Annotated in this window: 18 protein-coding genes; 12 read left to right on the forward strand and 6 right to left on the reverse strand. The window is 46.1% G+C overall.

The window, feature by feature from the left end:
* Positions 1-8 precede the first annotated feature (8 nt).
* The 4 genes from QMG91_RS03570 (at position 9) to QMG91_RS03585 (ending at position 4,221) form a co-directional block, all read left to right on the forward strand.
* On the forward strand, positions 9-623 hold the full coding sequence (locus tag QMG91_RS03570; protein ID WP_281828938.1) for a YfgM family protein: 615 nt from the start codon (positions 9-11) through the stop codon (positions 621-623).
* A 12-nt stretch (positions 624-635) separates the two neighbouring features.
* The gene (bamB, locus tag QMG91_RS03575) at positions 636-1,793 is read left to right on the forward strand and encodes an outer membrane protein assembly factor BamB (RefSeq protein WP_281828940.1); all 1,158 of its coding nucleotides are present in this window, start codon (positions 636-638) and stop codon (positions 1,791-1,793) included.
* A 152-nt stretch (positions 1,794-1,945) separates the two neighbouring features.
* The gene (gene der, locus QMG91_RS03580) at positions 1,946-3,433 is read left to right on the forward strand and encodes a ribosome biogenesis GTPase Der (RefSeq protein WP_281828942.1); all 1,488 of its coding nucleotides are present in this window, start codon (positions 1,946-1,948) and stop codon (positions 3,431-3,433) included.
* Between the two features lie 548 nt (positions 3,434-3,981).
* Complete coding sequence (locus tag QMG91_RS03585; protein WP_004401982.1) at positions 3,982-4,221, forward strand: zinc ribbon domain-containing protein; 240 nt, start codon at positions 3,982-3,984, stop codon at positions 4,219-4,221.
* 19 nt (positions 4,222-4,240) lie between these two features.
* Here the strand turns inward: QMG91_RS03585 and xseA are convergent, their stop codons facing one another.
* Positions 4,241-5,497, reverse strand: a complete 1,257-nt coding sequence (gene xseA, locus QMG91_RS03590) for an exodeoxyribonuclease VII large subunit (protein ID WP_409351259.1) — start codon at positions 5,495-5,497, stop codon at positions 4,241-4,243.
* Positions 5,498-5,784: 287 nt separating this feature from the next.
* On the opposite strand from xseA, the gene guaB reads away from it, so the two are divergent.
* The 3 genes from guaB (at position 5,785) to QMG91_RS03605 (ending at position 9,863) form a co-directional block, all read left to right on the forward strand.
* The gene (guaB, locus tag QMG91_RS03595; protein WP_004401984.1) at positions 5,785-7,251 is read left to right on the forward strand and encodes an IMP dehydrogenase; all 1,467 of its coding nucleotides are present in this window, start codon (positions 5,785-5,787) and stop codon (positions 7,249-7,251) included.
* Positions 7,252-7,337: 86 nt separating this feature from the next.
* Positions 7,338-8,891 carry a glutamine-hydrolyzing GMP synthase gene (gene guaA, locus QMG91_RS03600; protein ID WP_004401985.1) on the forward strand — a complete coding sequence of 518 codons (1,554 nt, stop codon included), beginning with the start codon at positions 7,338-7,340 and terminating at the stop codon, positions 8,889-8,891.
* Positions 8,892-9,047: 156 nt separating this feature from the next.
* Positions 9,048-9,863 (forward strand): hypothetical protein, encoded by an 816-nt coding sequence (locus tag QMG91_RS03605; protein WP_281828947.1) that lies wholly within the window; start codon positions 9,048-9,050, stop codon positions 9,861-9,863.
* Between the two features lie 50 nt (positions 9,864-9,913).
* On the opposite strand, the gene QMG91_RS03610 is transcribed toward QMG91_RS03605, so the two are convergent.
* Both QMG91_RS03610 and QMG91_RS03615 read right to left on the reverse strand, forming a co-directional pair.
* The gene (locus QMG91_RS03610) at positions 9,914-11,458 is read right to left on the reverse strand and encodes an alanine/glycine:cation symporter family protein (protein ID WP_022590164.1); all 1,545 of its coding nucleotides are present in this window, start codon (positions 11,456-11,458) and stop codon (positions 9,914-9,916) included.
* Positions 11,459-11,736: 278 nt separating this feature from the next.
* The gene (locus QMG91_RS03615) at positions 11,737-12,993 is read right to left on the reverse strand and encodes a D-amino acid dehydrogenase (protein WP_281828950.1); all 1,257 of its coding nucleotides are present in this window, start codon (positions 12,991-12,993) and stop codon (positions 11,737-11,739) included.
* 133 nt (positions 12,994-13,126) lie between these two features.
* Here QMG91_RS03615 and QMG91_RS03620 point away from each other — a divergent pair, with 133 nt between their 5' ends.
* The 3 genes from QMG91_RS03620 to QMG91_RS03630 all read left to right on the forward strand — a co-directional run bounded on the left by QMG91_RS03620 (position 13,127) and on the right by QMG91_RS03630 (position 15,690).
* On the forward strand, positions 13,127-14,026 hold the full coding sequence (locus tag QMG91_RS03620; protein WP_281828952.1) for a LysR family transcriptional regulator: 900 nt from the start codon (positions 13,127-13,129) through the stop codon (positions 14,024-14,026).
* Positions 14,027-14,141: 115 nt separating this feature from the next.
* A complete protein-coding gene (locus tag QMG91_RS03625) occupies positions 14,142-15,119 on the forward strand; it encodes an ion channel (RefSeq protein WP_281828953.1) in 978 nt (325 codons plus the stop codon).
* Between the two features lie 76 nt (positions 15,120-15,195).
* Entirely contained in the window at positions 15,196-15,690 is a 495-nt protein-coding gene (locus QMG91_RS03630) for a GNAT family N-acetyltransferase (protein ID WP_281828955.1), read from the forward strand.
* A gap of 6 nt (positions 15,691-15,696) precedes the next feature.
* Here the strand turns inward: QMG91_RS03630 and QMG91_RS03635 are convergent, their stop codons facing one another.
* Positions 15,697-16,890 carry an EAL domain-containing response regulator gene (locus QMG91_RS03635; RefSeq protein WP_200766723.1) on the reverse strand — a complete coding sequence of 398 codons (1,194 nt, stop codon included), beginning with the start codon at positions 16,888-16,890 and terminating at the stop codon, positions 15,697-15,699.
* Between the two features lie 367 nt (positions 16,891-17,257).
* Here QMG91_RS03635 and QMG91_RS03640 point away from each other — a divergent pair, with 367 nt between their 5' ends.
* On the forward strand, positions 17,258-18,187 hold the full coding sequence (locus QMG91_RS03640; protein ID WP_022590168.1) for an SRPBCC family protein: 930 nt from the start codon (positions 17,258-17,260) through the stop codon (positions 18,185-18,187).
* A 6-nt stretch (positions 18,188-18,193) separates the two neighbouring features.
* On the opposite strand, the gene QMG91_RS03645 is transcribed toward QMG91_RS03640, so the two are convergent.
* Positions 18,194-18,904, reverse strand: coding sequence for a response regulator transcription factor (locus QMG91_RS03645; protein WP_004400774.1), 711 nt, complete (start codon positions 18,902-18,904; stop codon positions 18,194-18,196).
* A gap of 229 nt (positions 18,905-19,133) precedes the next feature.
* Between QMG91_RS03645 and QMG91_RS03650 the strand changes: the two genes are divergently transcribed.
* On the forward strand, positions 19,134-22,145 hold the full coding sequence (locus QMG91_RS03650; RefSeq protein WP_281828959.1) for a 7TM diverse intracellular signaling domain-containing protein: 3,012 nt from the start codon (positions 19,134-19,136) through the stop codon (positions 22,143-22,145).
* On the opposite strand, the gene QMG91_RS03655 is transcribed toward QMG91_RS03650, so the two are convergent.
* Complete coding sequence (locus QMG91_RS03655) at positions 22,112-22,840, reverse strand: FadR/GntR family transcriptional regulator (RefSeq protein WP_281828961.1); 729 nt, start codon at positions 22,838-22,840, stop codon at positions 22,112-22,114. The genes QMG91_RS03650 and QMG91_RS03655 overlap by 34 nt on opposite strands.
* Positions 22,841-22,880 lie beyond the last annotated feature (40 nt).

Below are 22,880 nucleotides of genomic sequence, written 5' to 3' on the forward strand. Positions count from 1 at the left end.
GACAGGACGTGGAACTCTACGATACTGAAGAACAACAGGTAGAAGCCATTAAAGAATGGTGGAAAGAGAATGGTAAAGCGGTCATCGTAGGTGCGGTGGTTGGCTTAGGTGGTATTTTTGGCTGGCGTTTCTATCAAGACTCACAAGCTGATGCTCAGAATGCTGCCTCTTTGGCGTACGATGGTGTGCTAAAGCAAATTCAGACATCTGGTGCCGAGTCTTCTTCTGATGCATTGGCATTTATTGAAGCAAACAAAGATTCTCAATACTCCGTATTGGCTGCACTTCAACTGGCGAAAACGTTTGTTGAAGCGGGTGAGCTAGACAAAGCACTTGAGCAACTAAGCTGGGCGAAAACGAACACCAAAGATGAGTCAATCGTTTCTCTTCTTACAGTGCGTGAAGCGCGAGTATTGGCAGAGCAGGAAAAATTTGATGATGCGCTGACTAAGCTAGATTCAGTGAAAGAAGCTGGTTGGGCAGGTCGAATTGCGGAGCTTCGTGGTGACATTCTGCTTCGTCAGGGCAACACCGAAGGCGCTTATGCTGCTTACTCTGAAGCGCAGCAGCAGTCTGACACAAGCCAAGCGTTACAAATGAAGCTGGACGATCTGGCGAAGTAAGGGTTACATCGAATGAAGAAAGTGCTCAACCGAGCTTTGATGTGCGCGCTGGCTGTTGCAGGTTTAGCAGGCTGTGCCGGTGAAGAAGACACCATCGTCATGGCACCATTGCCCGTTGTGGAAAGTCAGTTCACTCCAGAGAGAGAATGGTCTGCTTCTATTGGTGATGGAGTAGGGCACTACTTTTCGAAGTTAAAGCCTGTTTATGCATACGACAATGTTTTTGTCGCGAGTCGTGACGGTCAGGTCAAAGCGCTTGACCCAAACACTGGCAAGTCTAACTGGTCAGTGACTATTGAGTCTGAAACTACGGCACGTTTGTCCGGTGGTATTGCAGCAGCTTATGGCAAGCTGTTCATCGGCAGTGAAAACGGTGAGCTGATTGCACTATCGGCTGAGAACGGTGAGCTGCTTTGGCGTTCGAAAGTGGAAGGTGAAGTCCTCGCTTCTCCAGCAACTGACGCAAACCTGGTTATGGTTCATACCTCTCGCGGTGTCTTGGTTGCTCTAAACCAGGAAGATGGTTCTGAAGAGTGGACAGTGAGCTCAGAAGTACCCGCGCTGACATTGCGTGGTGATAGCACACCAGTGACAATTTCTGGTGGCGTGTTCTGGGGAACCGCTAATGGTCGAATTGCAGCAGCGATTGTGGCCCGTGGTCAGCTTATCTGGCAGCAACCTGTAGGCACACCAAAAGGTTCTACAGAAATTGATCGCCTGGTTGATGCAGATGCCTCTCCGGTTATCATCGGCAGCACCTTGTACATCGTAGGTGTCAATGGTCAGTTAGTTGCCATAGATTTAAGATCGGGTGCGCCTACTTGGAAACGTACCTATTCATCAGCGACGGATATGGTTACGGATGGTACAAATCTGTATCTGGTTACCGATAAAGATCATTTGATTGCCGTTGATGCACGAAGTGGCACCGAGATCTGGAGTAACAATCAGTTAGAGCATCGCCTGCTCACCGCACCAAGCATTGTTAACGGACGTCTGGTTGTTGGCGATACAGAAGGTTACTTGCACTGGCTTGATATGGACTCTGGCGAGTTTGTCGCTCAGCAACTTGTGGATGACAGCGGTTTTGCTGTAGGTCCTGTGGTTGTTGATCAAAGCTACGTAGTGGTGACACGCTCTGGCTCTGTAAAGAAAATGCAGATTCAGTAGATAACGTGATATAATTCACAAACGGCTCTTGGCTGCTCTCAGTCAAGAGCCGTTTTATTGATAATTAACCCATGTGGTTATAGGTAAACTCAGGAAAGATCATCCACAGTTTACCTATAGCTACATTAAGAATAGAGATTGTAGAGGTACGTATGATTCCTGTAGTTGCTCTGGTTGGGCGTCCTAATGTGGGGAAATCGACGCTGTTTAACCGTCTGACTCGCACACGAGATGCGTTGGTCGCTGACTTTCCTGGTTTGACCCGGGATCGTAAATACGGTCAGGCTCAACTGGGTGAACACGAATTCATCGTTATTGATACTGGTGGTATCGACGGTACAGAAGAAGGTGTAGAAACCAAAATGGCGGAGCAGTCTCTGGCTGCGATTGATGAAGCCGATGTGGTTCTGTTTATGGTGGATGGTCGCGCGGGGCTAACACCAGCGGATGAAGCTATTGCTCAGCACCTTCGAAAAATTGAAAAGCCAGCCATGCTGGTGGTGAACAAAGTAGACGGTATTGATGCCGATTCAGCCTGTGCCGATTTCTGGAAGCTGGGTGTTGATGACATGTACCAAATTGCTGCGGCTCATGGTCGTGGTGTAGCGGCTCTGATTGATCGCGCGCTCAACCCATTTGCTGAAGAGTTTGCCGCAAAGGTCGAAGGCGAATTAGAAGACCTGACAGAATTTGAAGATCCAGAAGAAGAAAAACTGGATTACACCGAAGAAGAAGCGGAAGCGGAATTTAAGCGTCTTCAAGACCAGCCTATTAAGTTGGCAATCATTGGTCGTCCAAATGTTGGTAAGTCTACGTTAACCAACCGAATTCTTGGTGAAGAGCGAGTGGTTGTTTACGACATGCCTGGCACAACACGTGACTCTATCTACATCCCAATGGAACGTGACGAGCGCGAATACGTGCTTATCGACACTGCTGGCGTACGTCGTCGTACTCGTATCAATGAAACCGTTGAGAAGTTCTCAGTGGTTAAGACGCTTAAAGCGGTTGAAGATGCGAACGTTGTCCTTTTAGTTATTGATGCACGTGAAAATATCTCTGATCAGGACCTAAGTCTACTCGGCTTTGCGTTGAACGCTGGTCGCTCGATCGTTATCGCTGTGAATAAGTGGGATGGTCTGGATACCGATGTAAAAGAGCAGGTTAAGAAAGAGCTCGATCGCCGTCTGGGTTTTGTTGACTTTGCTCGTATTCATTTTATTTCTGCGCTGCACGGTACTGGCGTTGGTCATTTGTTTGAGTCGGTTCAAGAAGCTTACAAATCTGCCACAACTCGCGTAGGTACTTCGGTACTGACCCGTATCATGAAGATGGCACAAGACGATCACCAGCCACCAATGGTACGTGGGCGTCGTGTGAAGTTAAAATACGCGCACGCTGGTGGTTATAACCCACCAATCGTTGTCGTACACGGTAACCTGGTTCATGAATTACCGGACTCATACAAGCGCTACCTGATGAATTACTATCGTCGTTCGTTGGAAATCATGGGGACGCCGATTCGAATTCGTTTCCAGAGCAGCGACAACCCATTTGAGGGCAAGTCCAACAAGCTGACTCTTTCACAGGAGCGTAAACGCAAGCGTTTAATGACCATGATGAAGAACCGAGACAGGTAGAAAGCAAAACTGTGATAGAAGAAAGCGCTGAAAGGCGCTTTTTTTGTGTCTGTCGAAAATGAATGAGATATTTGGAGTAAGATCAGGCATTTTTTTCAACAAAGTTTGGTTGAATTATTTAAAATCAGATAGTTATGTTGAAAAACACATGTTGTAATTTCCATTTACATTCTATCGCCATCTGTTTTTTGATCGAATACAAAATATGGATAAATCTGCTTATTTATGTTTCTGGTGGATTTTTATTTCAATTAAAATCCAAAAACAGCACATGTAACTTATGCTTTCGGGGTGTGGTTATATAAATGTTCTTTTTGAGGCTGATCGCTGATCATATGTCATCTAGCAAAAGATCGGGAAAGATCTGCATGTGAGGTGTAACTAGTGCTGTCACATCCATATTACAGAAAAAATAGAGAGTTAGAAGCACGAAAATTTCTTTGCAACAAGACGTGATTCAGATCAAAGCGACTCAGCGTAGATAATCGCATTATCAATTTATCCCAGCAGGAAAGGTCGCTGGGGATCAATTGTTTTGAGGTATTAGTATGACCGAGAATAGCTGCAAAAAATGCGACAGTGAACTAAGGTGGAATGGCGGCTTATACCATTGTGATTTTTGCGAAGAAGACTACCAGAAGCTGGCGAACTGCCCAGATTGTAATATGCCTTTAGAAAAGCTTCAGGCATGTGGTTCCGCAAGCTATTTTTGTCATAGCTGCAATGAGCTTAAGTCTAAATCTCGAGTAAAATTCGTTTACAAGCTAGAGAGTGAGTCAGCTTTATAGAAGCACTTTCTAACAGATATTATTCCGATACGATCGAACGAATTTCACCTTCAGCCAGTCGGGTGACCAATACATCACCCGCTTCAACACTCTTATCTGTTGTTACAACTTTCCCATTCTCAAGCTGTGTAATACTGTATCCACGTTTTAACGTTGCCAGCGGGCTGACCGTATCCAGTTTCTCGGCTGCCAGAGACAACTGATGCCGTGATAAAAGCAGTTGTCTGTCCATCGCATCAAACAGCTTGGTTTTGCTATTGGATAAACGGTTACTGAGATGATTGAGCTTTTGTTCCGGGCTATTTAGTGCAAGTCTGTGCTCTAGCGAGGTTATCTTAAGCTGATGCGAAGACAGCTTTTTCATCACAGCAGAATGCAGACGTTGTTCTAATTCATCCAACCTTTGGCTCTGTTGTTGCAACTGAAAGCTAGGGTGTTGACGCTCTAGCTTTCTCTCTAGCTGAGACAGAGCCATTTTATGCTCTGATAAGAATCGCTGGAAACTTTGATGCAGGCTTTGCTGCTTTTGGCGTAGTGAAAGTACTTTGTGATTGTTATCCCGACTCACCAATTCTGCCGCGGCTGAAGGGGTAGGGGCCCGAACATCAGCAACAAAATCGGCAATGGTCACATCCACTTCATGACCCACTGCGGAAACAATCGGAATCTGACTGGCAGCAATCGTACGCGCTAAGATTTCATTGTTAAAACACCACAGATCTTCCAAAGAGCCACCGCCTCGTCCGACAATCAGTACATCGCACTCGTTGCGTTCATTGGCTCTGCCAATCGCCTGAGCAATTGATATAGCAGCTTGCTCTCCCTGAACTATGGTTGGGTAAACCACAATCGGCAGGCTAGGATCGCGGCGCTTTAACACGTCCAGAATATCGTGTAATGCCGCACCAGTTTTGGAGGTAATAACACCGACCTGCTTTGGGTTCTCTGGCAAAGGTTGCTTGGAGCTTTGAGCGAATAACCCTTCTGCCGCGAGTTTCATTTTCAGCTCTTCAAACTCTTGCTGAAGTCGACCATCGCCTTCGGGCTGCATGCTTTCGATGATTAATTGGTAGTCGCCACGAGGCTCGTATAGAGAAAGGCGTGCTTTCACTAAAACCTGATTTCCGTTTTGTGGCTTAAACGTTACCCGACGATTATTGCCGCGAAACATGGCGCATTTCACCTGTGCACGAGCATCTTTTAACGTGAAATACCAATGCCCGGAGACGGGAGCAGAAAAATTAGAAATTTCGCCAACCAGCCAGACGATGCCCATTTCATTTTCGAGTAATAAACGAACTTCGGAATTCAGACGGGATACAGTGAAAATATTATTATTGGTCAGAGAAGACACAACTAATCTCGAAGGCGTGAATATGGAAATTAGCGGCAATATAATACATATCAAGGGGGTGAATGCAAATAAAAAATAAAAAAATGTGTGGTAAAGCGATTGCCCTGTGCGTATAATCCGGCTGCAATATCAAATCCAAATCACTTTATTATGCGAAACGATAAAGCTTGGATTTATTCCTATTAACACCCTGTTGTGAGATATTGCAAATGCTACGAATCGCAAAAGAAGCTTTAACTTTTGACGACGTTCTACTCGTCCCGGCACATTCTACTGTTCTTCCGAATACAGCTGATCTTCGCACTCAGCTAACAAAAAACATCACTCTTAACATTCCTATGATCTCCGCATCTATGGATACGGTAACGGAAGCTCGCCTGGCAATCGCGCTAGCGCAAGAAGGTGGTATCGGCTTTATCCACAAAAACATGTCTATTGAGCAACAAGCTCATCAGGTGCACCTAGTAAAGATTTTTGAAGCAGGTGTCGTTACTGCTCCTGTTACTGTTAAACCAACAGCAACTATTGAAGATGTTAAGGCTCTGACTGAAGAAAACGGCTTTGCTGGTTACCCGGTTGTTGCTGATAACAACGAGCTTGTAGGCATCATCACAGGTCGTGATGTTCGTTTTGTTACCGATCTAACTAAGAAAGTAGAAGACGTAATGACGCCAAAAGCGCGTCTGGCAACGGTGAAAGAAGGTGCTTCTCGTGAAGAAGTGCAACAACTGATGCAAGAGCACCGCGTTGAAAAAGTACTGGTTGTGAATGATGAGTTCCAACTAAAAGGTATGATCACTGCAAAAGACTTCCACAAAGCAGAGCGTAAACCTAACGCATGTAAAGACGATCAAGGTCGTCTTCGTGTAGGTGCGGCAGTAGGCGCAGGCGCTGGTAACGAAGAGCGTGTTAAAGCTCTGGTTGAAGCTGGTGTCGACATTCTGCTTATTGATTCTTCTCACGGTCACTCTGAAGGTGTGCTTAACCGTATTCGCGAAACGCGCGCGGCTTACCCTGATCTAGATATCATTGGTGGTAACGTTGCAACGGCTACAGGTGCAAAAGCCCTGATTGAAGCTGGTGTTAGCGCAGTGAAAGTGGGTATTGGTCCTGGTTCTATCTGTACGACTCGTATCGTAACAGGTGTTGGCGTTCCTCAAATCACGGCTATTTCTGATGCTGCAGATGCTGCTGCTGAATACGGCATTCCTGTCATCGCGGATGGTGGTATCCGTTACTCTGGTGACATCTGTAAAGCGATTGCTGCTGGTGCATCTTGCGTGATGGTTGGTTCTATGTTTGCAGGTACTGAAGAAGCACCAGGTGAAGTTGAGCTTTACCAAGGTCGTGCTTACAAATCTTACCGTGGCATGGGCTCTCTGGGTGCAATGTCTAAAGGTTCTTCTGATCGCTACTTCCAGTCTGATAACGCAGCAGACAAGTTGGTACCTGAAGGTATCGAAGGTCGTATCGCGTACAAAGGCCGCCTGAAAGAGATCGTTCACCAGCAAATGGGCGGCTTGCGTTCAAGCATGGGTCTGACTGGCAGTGCAACGATCAACGACATGCGCACGAAAGCAGAATTTGTACGTATTTCAGGTGCAGGCATGAAAGAGTCGCACGTGCATGATGTACAAATGACCAAAGAAGCGCCGAACTACCGTACTGGTCAGTAAGCCAAATAAATTCTGAGGCAGCGACAAACTGGCTGCCTTCTCCCCGTATTTTGACAATGCTCAACTGTCTATCTTGAGAAAAGAAAATGACTAAAAACATTCATGACCAACGTATTCTGATCTTGGATTTCGGCTCACAGTACACGCAGCTCGTTGCTCGTCGTGTTCGTGAAATCGGTGTTTACTGTGAACTTTGGAGCTGGGACGTAGAAGAAGCGGACATCCGCGAATTCAACCCAGACGGCATCATCCTTTCAGGTGGTCCTGAGAGTGTAACGGAAGCAAACTCTCCGCGTGCTCCTCAATACGTATTCGATTCAGGTGTTCCTCTGCTTGGTGTGTGCTACGGCATGCAGACCATGGCAGAACAGCTTGGTGGTAAAGTATCGACTTCTGACGAGCGTGAGTTTGGTTACGCTGCGGTTGAAGTTTCTGGCGAATCTTCACTCTTCAAAGATCTTGAAGCAACTCAGGACGTTTGGATGAGCCACGGCGATAAAGTGGTAGAAATCCCACAAGGTTTCGTGAAAGTCGGTGAGACAGATACTTGTCCGTACGCTGCAATGGCGAACGAAGAGAAGAAATACTTCGGTGTTCAGTTCCACCCAGAAGTAACGCACACGAAAAACGGCCTGCAGATGCTAGAGAACTTTGTTCTTGGCGTATGTGGATGTGAGCGTTTGTGGACCTCTGAATCCATCATCGAAGACGCTGTTGCTCGTATCAAAGAGCAAGTGGGCGACGATGAAGTGATTCTTGGTTTGTCTGGCGGTGTTGACTCATCTGTAGTAGCCATGCTGGTTCACCGTGCTATCGGCGACAAGCTGACTTGTGTATTCGTAGATAACGGCTTGCTTCGCCTAAACGAAGCAGAGCAAGTTATGGACATGTTCGGCGACAAGTTTGGTCTGAATATCGTCCACGTGGACGCAGAAGAGCGCTTCCTTAAAGCACTGGAAGGTCAGTCTGACCCAGAAGTGAAGCGTAAAACTATCGGTCACGTATTCGTTGAAGTATTCGATGAAGAGTCGAAGAAACTTGAAAACGCGAAATGGTTGGCTCAAGGCACAATCTACCCAGATGTTATCGAATCAGCGGCGTCTAAGACTGGTAAAGCACACGTTATCAAGTCTCACCACAATGTTGGTGGCTTGCCTGATGATATGGAAATGGGCTTGGTTGAACCGCTTCGCGAGCTGTTCAAAGATGAAGTTCGTAAGATTGGTCTGGAGCTAGGTCTTCCTTACAACATGCTTTACCGCCACCCGTTCCCGGGTCCTGGCCTGGGTGTTCGTGTTCTTGGTGAAATCAAGAAAGAGTACTGTGATCTACTGCGTCGTGCTGATGCGATCTTTATTGAAGAACTGCATAACGCCGACCTGTACAACAAGGTTTCTCAGGCATTCACTGTATTCTTGCCAGTTCGCTCTGTTGGCGTAATGGGCGACGGTCGTAAATACGATTGGGTAGTATCGCTACGCGCCGTTGAAACCATCGACTTTATGACAGCACACTGGGCACACCTTCCATACGACTTCCTGGGTAAGGTTTCTAACCGAATCATCAACGAAGTGGATGGTATTTCCCGCGTGGTTTACGATATTTCTGGTAAGCCACCAGCAACGATTGAGTGGGAATAATCCTCTTTTACTCATTCGTGAAATAAAGAATTGAAAATGCCCTCACAGCGATGTGAGGGCATTTTTTATATTGATTACCCATACTTACACGGACTTACTGATTTGTTGGAAGTGTCGAAGGTACATTGATTATCTTGCTCTCTCAATGGTAATGAAATGAAAGTAACAAAATATTTAATGTTCACTAGTGCGTTGATTTTTAGCTCTAATAGTTTTGCAGAAGACGGCTTAACACTCGGTGACTTACTGAGTAATACAAAAAGCCTAACGGAAGAAAATGAGGTTCTGAAATCTTGGGGGGCGTTCACCAAGCTCAATTTTTCAGTCGATTCAGAAGGGCAACCTCAAAGTAAAGTTACCTATCTCAACAGTCTCGATCAGTCAGTCGCCATTATTTCTACCCCTGAAGGCAGCATTGAAATGCTGGAAACGCCAAACGTCACGCTCTTCAAAGGTGCCGGGCAAACCGGGGTTTATGGATATGGGCAGTGTGGTGAGATGGATGCACCAACTCCAGTTCAGATGCGATTCTATTCAAGCTTGTTGCAGTTTTTGCTGAGTGAAGCAAGCGCTGTAAAACCAGGGTCAATCAACCAAACGTTGAAGGTCTCTCGTGAAGAAAAACAGGAAAATGCTCAGGTTTGGATTGGCGAACCGATTGTTCTCGATGTTGGCGAAGACATGCCGATAGGCGACTACATTGAAGTTCAGGCTCCTTGGGGAGTGTCTGGCGATATTCGTCGTAACACCGCTGATTTGGGCTTTAATTTCAGTTACTTCTATTCGTATGAAGGCGGTAAAGATGAAATTAAACTCAAAGGGACATGGGAAAACACGCCTCAGCGCACAGACGGTTATGATCATGAATCTTTGGATAACTGGTTAGTATGTGTTGATGAAGCCTATCTGGAATCCGTTAACAAAGTAGGTCCCAAAAATGTGGGTAAACTCGTGAAGCTGGTTAACCCATAAAGAATAAAAAAGGGATGGCACTAGCCATCCCTTTTGCTATTGAGTTTTCGTTACGTAGACGGTTGCTCTACACCGTCTGCTGCTTCATCAGCTTTCGGGGATTGACCCGTTTTACGCTTGTATTTCTCTTCCCAGTAGTCGGCACCTTTAATGCCAAGTTTTACTGGGTTGAATGTGTACTCAGATACGCCAGCCTTCTGCTGTTCTTCGTAATCTTTCAGAGCTTTTAAGGCAGGTTTTGCCATAAAGAAGATGATGAGAATACCCACGATGTTCAGCCAGGCCATCAAGCCAACACCCACGTCACCCATTGCCCATGCAAGGTTCGCTGTTTTGACTGTTCCATAGAAGACCGCAGCCAGAAGAATCACTTTAAGCACAAACATCATGCCACTGACCTTAAATGAGCGGCGGATGTAAGCGATATTGGTTTCCGCTATGTAGTAGTAAGCCAGAATCGTAGTGAAAGAGAAGAAGAACAAAGCAAATGCAATGAACAGTTTACCTACACCCGGTAGGGTGCTCTCGATTGCCATCTGGGTGAATACCGGTCCATTTGCGCCAATGGTCGCTGGCAGGTTCTGAATCAGGAACTGACCTTCTGCGCCACCGTGAACGTTGTATGCACCTGTGATCAGAATCATGAATGCTGTTGCCGAACATACTAAGAGCGTATCAATGTAGATTGAGAAAGACTGAACCAACCCTTGCTGCGCTGGGTGATCGACACTTGCTGCTGCCGCTGCATGTGGGCCTGTTCCCTGACCTGCTTCATTCGAGTACACACCACGTTTTACACCCCAACCGATAGCGGCACCAAAGCCAGCCATAGGAGTAAATGCGTCACCTACGATCATTGCGAAGATACGAGGTACCTCGCCAATGTTCAGAAGGATGATGACAAACGCAATGATGATGTATGCCAAGGCCATGAAAGGCACGACAACCTGCGTGAAGTTGGCGATACGCTTTACACCACCGAAGATGATGAAAGCCAGAATGATAGAAATGAAGGTACCGGTAAAGATTTTAGCAAAACTGTAAGTGCCCAGACCTGTATCAATCATCATTCCACTGCCAAATGCGGCTTCAACTGCATTACCGATACTGTTCGACTGAACACCCGGAAGCAGAACACCACAAGCAAAGATGGTAGCGATAGCGAAAATCCACGCGTACCACTTCTGACCCATCGCTTTTTCGATGTAGTAAGCGGGTCCGCCACGGAACTCACCTTCATCTTCTTCTTTGTATATTTGTGCCAGAGTGGATTCTGCGTACGCAGTTGCTGCGCCTAGGAACGCTACAACCCACATCCAGAATACGGCACCTGGTCCACCAAAACCGATCGCTGCGGCAACACCCGCAATGTTACCAGTACCTACACGACCAGACAGTGATACGGCCAAAGCCTGGAAGGAGGAGATACCCTTAGAAGAGCTTTTCCCTGATAACAGAAGACGCCACATTTCAGCGAAATGGCGTACTTGCACGAAGCGTGTAGTGATGGAATAGAACAGACCTGCACCCAGACACAAATAAATCAGTGCCGGGCTCCATATTATTCCGTTAAGAAAGTCGACGAGTGACTGCATGACTCTTTCCCTATTTTTGATGTTGTGTTTGTGTAAAAAGCGAACAACATATTAATCCCGTATGTAATCCGATTGTTAATATTTTTGGTTTGTTCGTGTTTTTACCGTGAAGTAGAGCACGTACCGCTAGGAATTTGAGTTTTTTTGGCTAAAAATTGCGCGAAATTAGAGCGTGATGTTAATTAATTTTTAATATAAATAAAGTTACCGATAATGATCTTGTAATTGGCAAAGAAAGATTGTTCGACTTTATGCTGATTTGATCGCATTTGGCGGAATTATTGAACATATCTGAAGTAAGAGAGATCATCATGCTGAATATCCGCTTTTTTCTCTGCCACGATATCTGCGAGTAACTTTCCTGAACCACACGCCAGTGTCCATCCTAAAGTGCCATGTCCCGTATTGGTGTATGCATTACTTAACGGTGTTTTACCGATAACTGGCGTGCCATCTGGGGTCATGGGCCTTAGCCCTGTCCAGTATTCTGCTTTTGAAACATTACTGGCCTTTGGAAACAGATCGGTCAGTACCTTGCTTATGGTTCTGGTTCGTTTGTGTGGCAGATCCTGACTAAAGCCTGCGAGTTCAGCTGTACCGGCGACGCGAATCCGATTTTCAAACCGTGTAATCGCGACCTTGTATGTCTCGTCCATCACCGTTGATGTTGGCGCATTATCACTGTCTTCAATAGGTACTGTGAGTGAGTAGCCTTTCACAGGGTAAACCGGCAAATTAATGCCAAGGGTTTTTAACCAAGTGGCGGAGTGGCTTCCCATTGCAAAAACGTATTTGTCGGCAACAAACTTCTGCTTATCCGTGACCACTTTTGTGACCTGTCCGCTTTGGTGCTCTATCTTTTTAACCTGATGGAGGTAGTGAAATTCAATGCCCGCTTTGCGACATTCTTGTTCCAGTTGCTGGCAAAAAAGATAGCAGTCACCAGTTTCATCGTTGGGGAGATACAGCCCCCCGGTCAGCTTTTCTTTTACAGCCGCGAGCCCCGGTTCTTTCTGAATACACTGCTCCACATTGAGTAGATGATGCTCAACACCACTTTGCGCCAGAAGGTGCATGTCTTTGCCAATGGAATCAAGTTGAGAAGCGTGGCGAAATACCTGAAGCGTACCCAGTTCTTTGCCTTCAAAATTCAGAGGGAGACGATCTTTTAACTCGCTGAGGCAACTTTTGCTGTAATTCGCCAGTCGAAGCATTCGGGATTTGTTTTGCTGGTACTTTTCAGTATTACAGTTAGCCAGCATTTTCAGGCTCCAGCCAACCATTTCAGTATTCAAAGGGGGAGAAATCTTGAGAGGAGCATGTGTCTGAACCAGCCACTTCAACGCTTTTTGGGGCACACCGGGCGCTGCCCAGGGCGCTGAGTACCCATAAGACAACTGCCCTGCATTGGCATAACTGGTTTCTAATGCTGCTTGAGCCTGTCTGTCTATTACAGTCACATCAAACCCTGCTTGTCTTAAATACCAAGCACTGGTTAAACCAATTACACCACTACCAATCACAAGCGCTTTCATTGTCTTCTGCACCGCCACAGTTTTCATTTCCAAGAATCGGTGGATAGTGTCTTTTCTTTACATCTGATTAACAATCGATAAATATTACAGCTAGCCTGTAGAAAAACTAAAAGCAATTGATAGAGAAAAGCTAATGGAACTTGTGAAAAGTAATGTGCTAAACCATTTATCAACATTTGAAGTTGCCGCAAGAGAGGGCAGTTTTACTCGCACTGCCAGAGCTCTCCATAAGACCACGGGAGCCGTCAGTCAGCAGATCTCCTTGTTAGAAAATGCTTTGGGAACACCTTTATTTAAAAGGCACTCGCGAGGTATTGAGCTCAATGAGAATGGACAGGTTCTGTTTGAAGCCGTTCAACAGGGATTAAGCCACATTCGTCACGCCATAATAAGCATCCAAACTGATCTCAATCTGGAACAGGAAATTCGTCTTAAGCTTACCCCTTCTTTCGCCTACAAATGGCTGATTCCCAGATTGCAGAAATTCTATAGCGAGTATCCTGAGATTCAAATTCAGAGTTATGCCGAGGCTGCCATTGTTGACGCCTACAGTGGGGATTTTGATCTGGTCATTGACTACGGAACCATTCCTTACAGCGACAGCAAAGCCAAATTATTGATGAGAGAGGCGCTATTGCCAGTAATGTCTCCGGCATTAATGCGTCAGTATGACTGGGGGAATGATCCTGACGTCTGGAAGAAGGTCATGTTGCTTCACGATGCAATGGCTTGGCGAGATGCTGGCAAAGATGTGGAGTGGCAAATGTGGTTAAAACACAACGGGATAAAGACCTCTGAACTTAAAGGGCACTTTTTTAGCCGTGCGGATATGGCAATGGCAGCGGCAGAAGCAGGAGTCGGGGTTGCCATGGGGCGGCGTTCGCTAGTGGATGAAGACTTTAAGCATCAAAGGTTGTGCAGCCCTTTCACTGAAACACCTGTGGATGCGGGCTATTTTCTTATCCAGCATCATAAGAGTGAGATTATCGATAAATTTGTTCACTGGTTAAGACAGGAGGCAGAAACCCAATAAATTAACCTGCCACATTTTGTGACCTCAGAAATCCCCTCCTACACTTAAAAAAGGTGATGCATATCTCGTTTCTTTTGCGAGGCAGGGGTTCCTCGCTTTTTTAAGGCGTATCTCAATGACAAAAAAAAGAACATGTAAGTATTGCAGTCCAGACGGGTGGCAGTGTGACGAACCTGCTGGCGAGTCGGGTCTGTGCTATTGGCATGATCCAGACATTGATAAAAGCAAAGATGAAGATGTTAAATATCGGGTTGAGCAGTGGGCAAAAGATGGCAAACCTCTGGATGGGTTTCAGTTGTCACGAGCCAAACTGGAAGACATTAATCTGGTCAATCGAGGCTGCAGGGAAGGGTATAAGTGTCGGGACGTCGACTTTTATCGTGCCGATCTTCGTAATGCGCATTTCTTTGGGCTCGATCTTAGAGGTTCATCTCTGATGAAAAGCACGTTGGCAGGCGCAAACCTGCATTGTGCCAAACTGGAAAACTGTAATTTGCTCGGTGCCGATCTCAGTCGTGCGCGGTTAGAGAACGTGGAGTGGGGCGAGCAATTGCAACAAGAGCGCAAAGCCATGGATGCGATCAGTGCCAAAGACACCAAGAAAGCGGTTGAATTGTGCCAGGAAGCAGAAGAAGTCGCCCGCTGTATCCGCAAACAGTGTGAAAAAGAGGGGTTGTTTGAAATTGCAGGTCACTTCTTCAAAAAAGAGATGATCTTCAGGCGCTATCAAATGCCGCTATACAGCTCTAAGCGTATTATTTCCAAAGGCGTCGATTTGTTTTGTGGGTATGGTGAATCGCCTATACGTGTGGTGATGTTTTCGGTTTGCCTGATTTTTATGTGTGCCTTGGCCTACTTCTTTTTAGGCACGACGGCTTCAAATCCCATTTACCCAGACGTTCATGGTTATAAAGCGACGTTTTTAGAGTTCCTTAACGCGCTATACTTCAGTGTGGTGACGTTCACAACATTAGGGTACGGTGACATTTCCCCCATAGGACTCGCAAGGTTTATTGCTGCCTTCGAGGCTTTCTTAGGGAGCTTTACCATGGCGCTGTTTGTGGTGGTATTTGTTAAAAAGATGACCCGTTAAAACGCATATTAACAATAGTTAATGAGTCGTAACCCAGCGCCCACTATAGTCCTTTTGGTTTTTATAAGGAGGCACTATGCGCTGGAAAGTCTGTTCATTCGAACAAATTACTAATATTGAGCTCTATCAACTGCTTAAGCTTCGTGTAGACATTTTTATTGTTGAGCAAAATGCACCGTATTCCGATCTAGACGGCAAAGATCATGCGGAAGGCGTGTTGCACGTTTTAGGTATTGAAGGAGACGAAGTGGTTGCCTATGCGCGGCTGCTGCCAGAAGGGGTGGGATACCCAGTTGAAGTGCTTCCTTTTCTAGATGGCAGTGAGAAAGAAACCGCGATTGGGCGTGTGGTGGTGAAAGCCTCACACCGAGGAACAGGTGTTGGACATGAACTGATGCGTGTTTCACTGAACGCGATGAAAGAACATGGTTTTTCTACACCAGTGTTTATTTCTGCACAGTCTTATCTCACCGATTATTACCAGCAGCATGGTTTTTCTGTGTTCACACCAGCTTACAGCGAAGACGGATGCGATATGAGGGGAATGCGCTCCGAATCACTGGTGGTTTAAGGGGTATCAATGCTCGGCATTTGCCCAGCTGTGGTACCAACGTAGCAAACTGTCTACCGGTTTCGGCGTACATATTAAAAATCCCTGAATGTGCATGTCTCGGTAGTTGTGTTCGAGATAATGCAAGTCCTCGATGGTCTCCATTCCTTCAGCAATCAAGGTTACGTTCAGCTTCTTGGAAATGTCAGCCAGCGAATTCACCACCACCTGATTAAATTGATCGCAGTGGATGTCGGTAATCAGACTGCGGTCGATTTTAACTTCGGTGAAAGGCAGGTTTCGCAGTTGCTGAAGGTTGGTAAAGCCCGTTCCAAAATCATCCAGAGACAAACCAAACCCACGAATCCGGAAGCGATTTAGGGACTCCAACTGCTCAGTGCTTTTTAACGCAAATTCTTCAGTGATTTCCAGAATAATCTGAGATTTCTCAACACCACGCGCCGTGACCATATCATTCAGTGTATCGGGGTACTTAGGGTCGATCAGTTGGTTAGGAGAAAGGTTCACACTCACTCGTACGTTGTTACCAAATTCTTTACACAACATGGGCAAATCATCCAGCGCCTTTTCCAGTATCTGGAGAGTTATCTCATCGAGCATGTTGTAGCGCATTGCAGTAGGAATAAACTGCCCCGGAAGAATGGCTTTAGGCACGCCAGGTTTGCAGATTCTTGCCAGCACTTCGACCCCATCGACTTTGTGTTTGTAGATGTTCACTTTTGGCTGGTAGTAAGGCGTGATGAAACGGGCATCGAGACAGGCACGCAACTCCTCTCTGGACATCTTCTTGTAATGGACGAAATTACGTTCTTCCATTTGCTGAAGTTTATCTAAAGCACGTTTTAAGCTGTTGAGATCAATAGGCTTTGAGATATTGCCGAGCAGGCAGACTTCATGCTGCCTGGCAATGTCTGCCGCCAGTTGAATGATGCGCTTCTCCATGTCCGAAATGATGCACACCCCCCCGGAAAACCGGCTTTCTCCTAACTGGCGGATCACTTCCATTCCGTCGATATCCGGCATATTGAGATCGGTGAAAACGGCACTGTATTTTTCGGGATGGTTACGGATTAAATCGAGTGCTTTTCGTGGGTTAGAAGACGTGACTACATTTGCGAATCCCAGTTCCAGCAGCATGGTTTTCATGACCATAAGAATGGCTTGGGAATCGTCGATCACGACAATTTGTTTCTCTTTCATTCACATACCTTTAGCCAACGAGTTAGGTATTCATTGGCTAGAATTATGTTTTTTAGTGCCAATGATAAGTTGTGCGGTCAAATAGCTCAGAGTCTATTCTCCTTATTTTAAAAACCTAGTAGAACTAAGGGAATTATCAAGGAGAGGCTTCCTTTTTGAGCTCTTTTTTTATTCAATCGATGGAGTATTTAGGGCGGCTGGAAAAACAAAAATCTGAAAACGACTCATCAAGGCGTATTAGATGTAAAACTGTCAGCAAGTTGCGAAGCAGTAACGTTGCAGTCATACGGTTTATTGTTCAAGATTAACTAGGGTCAAAGATCTTAGGATGCGATCAGACAACATTCAGGGAAGGATGAGGAAAACAATGCTTAGCTACCAAGTTTGTCGAGACATCGAAATCGACACCACACCAGAATCACTCATTGAATTCATCAGTGACTTTAAAAACTGGCCAGAATGGTCTCCGTGGTTGATCATGGAACGAGGCTGCCCTCTGATATACAGCGGAGAAGCCGGGCAAGTCGATTCAGGCTATGAATGGAGTGGTAACCTGGTCGGCGCTGGTGGCATGGTGCTAACCGAAAAATCGCCGACCAGACTGGTCATGGCATTGAGTTTCTTCCGCCCTTTTAAATCCACAGCAACGGTAAAATTTAACGCCGAAAAGACGGAGACCGGGGCAAAGTTAAGCTGGATTATGGAAAGCAAAGTGCCGTGGTTTTTGTTTTTCTTAAAGAATATGTTTAAGTCGATGATTGGGATGGACTACGATCGCGGTTTATTGATGTTAAAAAGCCAGATTGAAACAGGAGAAGTCCATTCCGAGCTGAAACTGGTAGGGGAGAGCAACCTACCCGAAACTCATTACATTGCTTTGAAAAATGATGCCGGAATGCAGGACATGGGACCGACCATGCAAGATGATATCGTTAAGCTGGATGAGTTTATGACCGAGCGTGGCATTGAACCATCGGGCGCTATGTTTGCGCTTTATGACTCCATGGATATGGCAACCATGCATTTCGATTTTCATACCTGTTACCCGATTTGCGAGCCGATTGACGTGCCCGAGCCGTTTATTTGTGGGCATTTAAAAGCCAGTGACACATACGTCGTCGAGCATATCGGTGCTTACCACTTTCTTGGTAACGCCTGGTCAATGGCGAATATGGCAGCCAGGCATAATAAAGTGCCAGTAAAACGTAAGCCGCTAGGGATCGAGCTTTATGTCGACAACCCTAACGACGTAGAAATTACTCAGTTACGCACTCAGATACTGCTGTTTAAAAAGTAGGGAGGGTTATTGCGTTGCCAGCATGTAGCCCTTGCCACGAATCGTGACCAGAAGTTCGGCATGAGAGCTGTTGGCTTCCAGCTTCTTTCGGAGGCGGCTAATAAGCATATCAATAGAGCGGTCTGTTGGTGACCAGTTCTGGCTTTTTGTTATCTTGACCAATTGTTGGCGGGTGCATACTTTTCCGGCATTTCCTATCAGAAAAAGCAGCGCTTGATTTTCGGCATCCGTCAGGCGGAACTCACGTCCGTCTTTGTGAAGCAGCAGTTTATTTTCCTTGTGTAATCGGATCCCCGGATACACATGAATGTAAATGGATTCCTGATCATGCTCATGGGACGGTATATCGTTTCGACGTAAAACTGCCTGCACTCTCAGCAATACTTCTACCATATTCAACGGTTTAACAACGTAGTCGTCTGCGCCACGAGCAAGTCCCTTAATGCGATCCTCGTCAGACTTTCTACTGGATACCAAAATTACTTTGCATAATTTTTCTCGGGAAAGCGTATGGGCAATTTCCGTTCCATCTGCTTGAGGCAAAACGACATCACACAAAACCAGGTCGATTGGTGGATGGCTATTGGTCACTTGCTGGCAGACGTCTTCCCCCGTGATATTTACGAGGACATCGTAGCCTTGAGATTGTAATGCTTTAACCAGAGATTCACGAGTTGGAGCGTGATCTTCGACAACTAAAATACGGCGATGAGGCATGAGAGCGAATTTAACCCTAGGTTGATATGCAGTTTAGTTCCTATTTGTTAAATATTTATAAGGAGTATTTCCTAAAAAAATGAAACAACCCATCAAATATTTAAATAGTTTATAATAATTCGCTCGAATTAAAAACTATCAATTGTAAAGTTCCATGTCGCACTTTTATTCAATTTTGCTAAAGTTCTGCTGTGTTACATTTGTTTTTCTAATTAGCTCATTCTGGAGCTTGGATGGTTTCGCACATCTAAAGAAAACGAACATTCCAATCAGCGAAGTGAGTGTGCTGGAAGATCAAAATGGCATATTGAATATTGCAGATGTACTTCAGGCGGAAAATTCGCAGTGGCAAGCCTTAGCGCCGTCTCTGGAGAACATCAATATGGGGTATAGTGACTCCACCTACTGGTTAAAAGTGGTGATCGACCAACCTAAGAATGACTGCTGCATTCTGACGGTGGCGTACACGCCTCTGGATTATCTCGATTTCTATCAATTGATTGATGACGCGCGACTGGAACATCAGCAATCCGGTGATCGATATCCGTTTAGTGTTCGACCTTTTCACGATAGAAACAACACGTTCCGAGTTGTGTTAAACCCAGACAGACCAACGGTGTTTTATCTTCGGGCACAAAGTGAAAGTGTTCTGAAGTTGCCGTTAGAGTTGTATAGCGACATTGAATTTGCTCAGACTCTCGGGCAGGAAAATTTCTTTATTGGCTTGTTTTATGGTGGGTTGTTGCTGATTGCAGCTTACAACGCCTTTGTTTTCTTTCGATTGCGAGACAAGGTGTACGCTTACTACCTGTTCTTTGTCATCAGTGCCGCGCACAGTGCCGCCTGCTGGGATGGTCTGGCATTTCACTACCTCTGGCCTAACTCCCCCCTTTGGGCAAGTAAGTCCATTCCCATTTCGACAGGGTTGCTGACCTTCTGTACTTTGTTGTTTAGTCAGGAATTACTCCAAACCAGAAAGAACCTTCCGTGGATAAATGCGATCATTGAGCTGATGAAAGTCGCCGCATTGTCTTTGATTGTCCTGACTTACCTCGTGCCTTATTCCACTGTAGGAAAAATGAGTATTTTCATAGCTTATGGTTACGGAATCATAGGGTTAGTGATTGGGGTCGCCTCGATGCATCGCAAAGTAGAAGGCTCTGGTCTCTATTTGTTTGCCTGGTCGCTGCTCTTTGTTGGGGTGATAAGCAATACCGCTGCGAATATTGGCATTCTTCACAGTAATATGTTTACCAGCCATTTGATTCACGTTGGTGGTGTGGTGGAAGTGTGTCTGTTTTCTGTGGCTCTGGCTAACCGGATCAAGTTGCTTAAGCAGGCAAAGCTGGATGCCGAAACCCGAATGTCTGTCGAACGGCAGATGGCACAGGACAAAGCCAACACATTAGCGGTGATCAGCCACGAATTACGAACTCCTATGAACGCTGTGCTGGGGTTTGTTTACCTCGCGAAACAAGGTAAAGGGCAGCTCAGTACCAGGGATTACCTGACCAAGATAGAGCAGGCATCCTCAAATTTAGTACAGCTGATTAATGACAGTCTGGATTTTTCTAAGCTGGAACAGAAAAAGCTGAGTCTGAAAAGCGAAACTTTCAGTCTGGTTGATGTAGTAGACCATGTAGCTTCTGTTTCCACACCTGCACTCGCAGGTAAGCCAGTTCAAATGTATATTCAGGTCGCCCCAGATGTGCCTTCTCATATTCGGGGAGACAGGGTGCGTTTGGAGCAAGTCATCATCAACCTGACCAACAACGCCATTAAGCACACCGAAACCGGATATGTAGGGCTGGCGATATCCGTCATCCGACAGGCTGGGCATGAAGTGGTACTGGCATTTAACATTTCTGATTCAGGAAGTGGTATTTCCCAACAATATCAGGACAAACTCTTCAAACCTTATTCGCAGCTCGAAGATCATCATAAAGGGACCGGGCTAGGGCTTTCCATCAGTCAGAAAATTGTGCATCTGATGGGGGGCAATATCGAGTGCGTCAGTGAAGTGGGGCGTGGCTCGCTTTTCTCTTTTGATCTGGCATTTCCTCTGGTATCACAGCCAGCGAATAACTCGGACGGTGCTCATATTCTGCTGGTTTGTGAGGATGAGACCTTTGGAGAAAGTGCAAAGCTAACACTGCGCTGGCTTGGCATGGAATGCGATTTGGTTACCGCATCTCAGGCATTGGAGATGACCTGTAATTACGATCTCATTTTGGTGGATCATGCGTTAAAGGGCATTTCTGGTGAAACCTTTATCGATATTTTACGTGCGACCGACTTTTCCCATATTCCGGTTGCCATGCTCTGTGATATCGATGATATCGAAGGATCTGAGAGTCAGGTGGAGCACCTGAGTAAACCGATTCGGGTGGGGGATGTATTCCATCTGGTCAATAAAGTACACGGTAAAGAAGTGTCTGAGCCGGAAACGTCCTCCTTTGCCGACTACGCGCTGAGTGGTTTAAAAGTGCTGGTGGCTGATGACAACAAACTCAATCAGGAATTCATCAGTGACATGCTGACGATGTTTGGCGCAGACACCGACATAGTGGAAAACGGGCGTCAGGCATTAGAAGCCATGAAAAAACACAATTACGATGTGTTGCTGCTGGACTTGCACATGCCTGAAGTCGACGGTATTGAATGCGCCATGACTATTCGCCAGACTCCTGAGCTCCAACAAATTCCAATTTTTTGTACCAGCGCCAGCCCGGGCATTGTTTCTCAGCATATGGATGTGTTTGATGACTGCATTGCCAAGCCGATCATCGCCAGCCGACTGCTTAAGCTACTGACGCCCCTTGCCACGCAAGAGCTTTCGCCACACGCTCTGCCAAAGAAGGGACAGATTCGCTGGTTAGCGGATAAATCGTTGCCTGAGATAGAGGGCATTAATATGTCGTTCCTTTATGAACAGTGTGCTTACTCTGAGACCAGAGTAGAGGGAAAACTGGATGCATTTGTTGCCATGGCAGAAGAGTTTCTCACAGCACTGAATCAGACATCGGAGTCGGATTATCGCGAAAAGCAAAGGTTGTATCATGACTTTGCAGGTACGGCGGGAGCCATCGGAGCGAAAGACATTCAGGAACTGGCGTTAGAGCTGGATCTGGCATGGCAGAATGAGCAGCCCGACGAGTCTGTGGCTGCTGAACTGGAAGAAAAAACTCGGGCTTTGTTAGACCGTATTCACGCTGTGCCCATCTCTTCTACTGTGGTCTGATGAACACTCACAATGTGGCGCAACATGGCTTGCTCGGCAGCGTCTGCGTCCCTTTGATTTAAGGCATTAAAAATGTCCAGATGCTCCATGTAGCTTTGCTCAATGGAGCCTTTCTTGCTCATCACCTGGCGTCGGAACTTCAAGCCAAAAGCATACAGTTCGTCTGAGTAGTTGAGCATTATCGGGTTCGCGGCTATTTCTGCGATTTTGAGATGAAACTGATGATCAGAGAGCTGAAAACGCACCGGATCTGAAAACATGGTTGCTTGTTGCTTCAGCAAAGAGTCCAGTTCTTCCAGCTGTTTGTCGTTAATGTTTAAAGCGGCTTGCCGCGCAATGGCCGACTCAATGATTTTTCGACTTTCAAAAACGGTATCAATGGAATGATTGTTGATTTCGAGGCTGGAGGATTCTGGTAGCCAGTCGTTGCGTTTCAGAATCGCTTCGTCGCGGTTGACCCGAGTCTTTGACCCGTGAGAAACATGGATCATGCCGTATGCCTGAACAATCCCCAATGCACCTCGCACCGTTTCCCGGCTGACGCCAAACATGCTACTGAGCTCGCGTTCACTGGGCAGTTCATCCCCGTCTCTGAGTAGCCCAGTGACGATCATCTCCAGTATTTTTTCCGCAAGAATGTCTTTTTTGGTTTTGTTTTTGAGGGCTTGCTCAAAGGCAAAAGCAGCGCGAGTCATAGGCGCTCCCATTTCAGTGAATTCTGTTAACAATTATGCG

The organism is Vibrio nigripulchritudo, assembly GCF_027924785.1.
Classification (GTDB): domain Bacteria; phylum Pseudomonadota; class Gammaproteobacteria; order Enterobacterales; family Vibrionaceae; genus Vibrio; species Vibrio nigripulchritudo.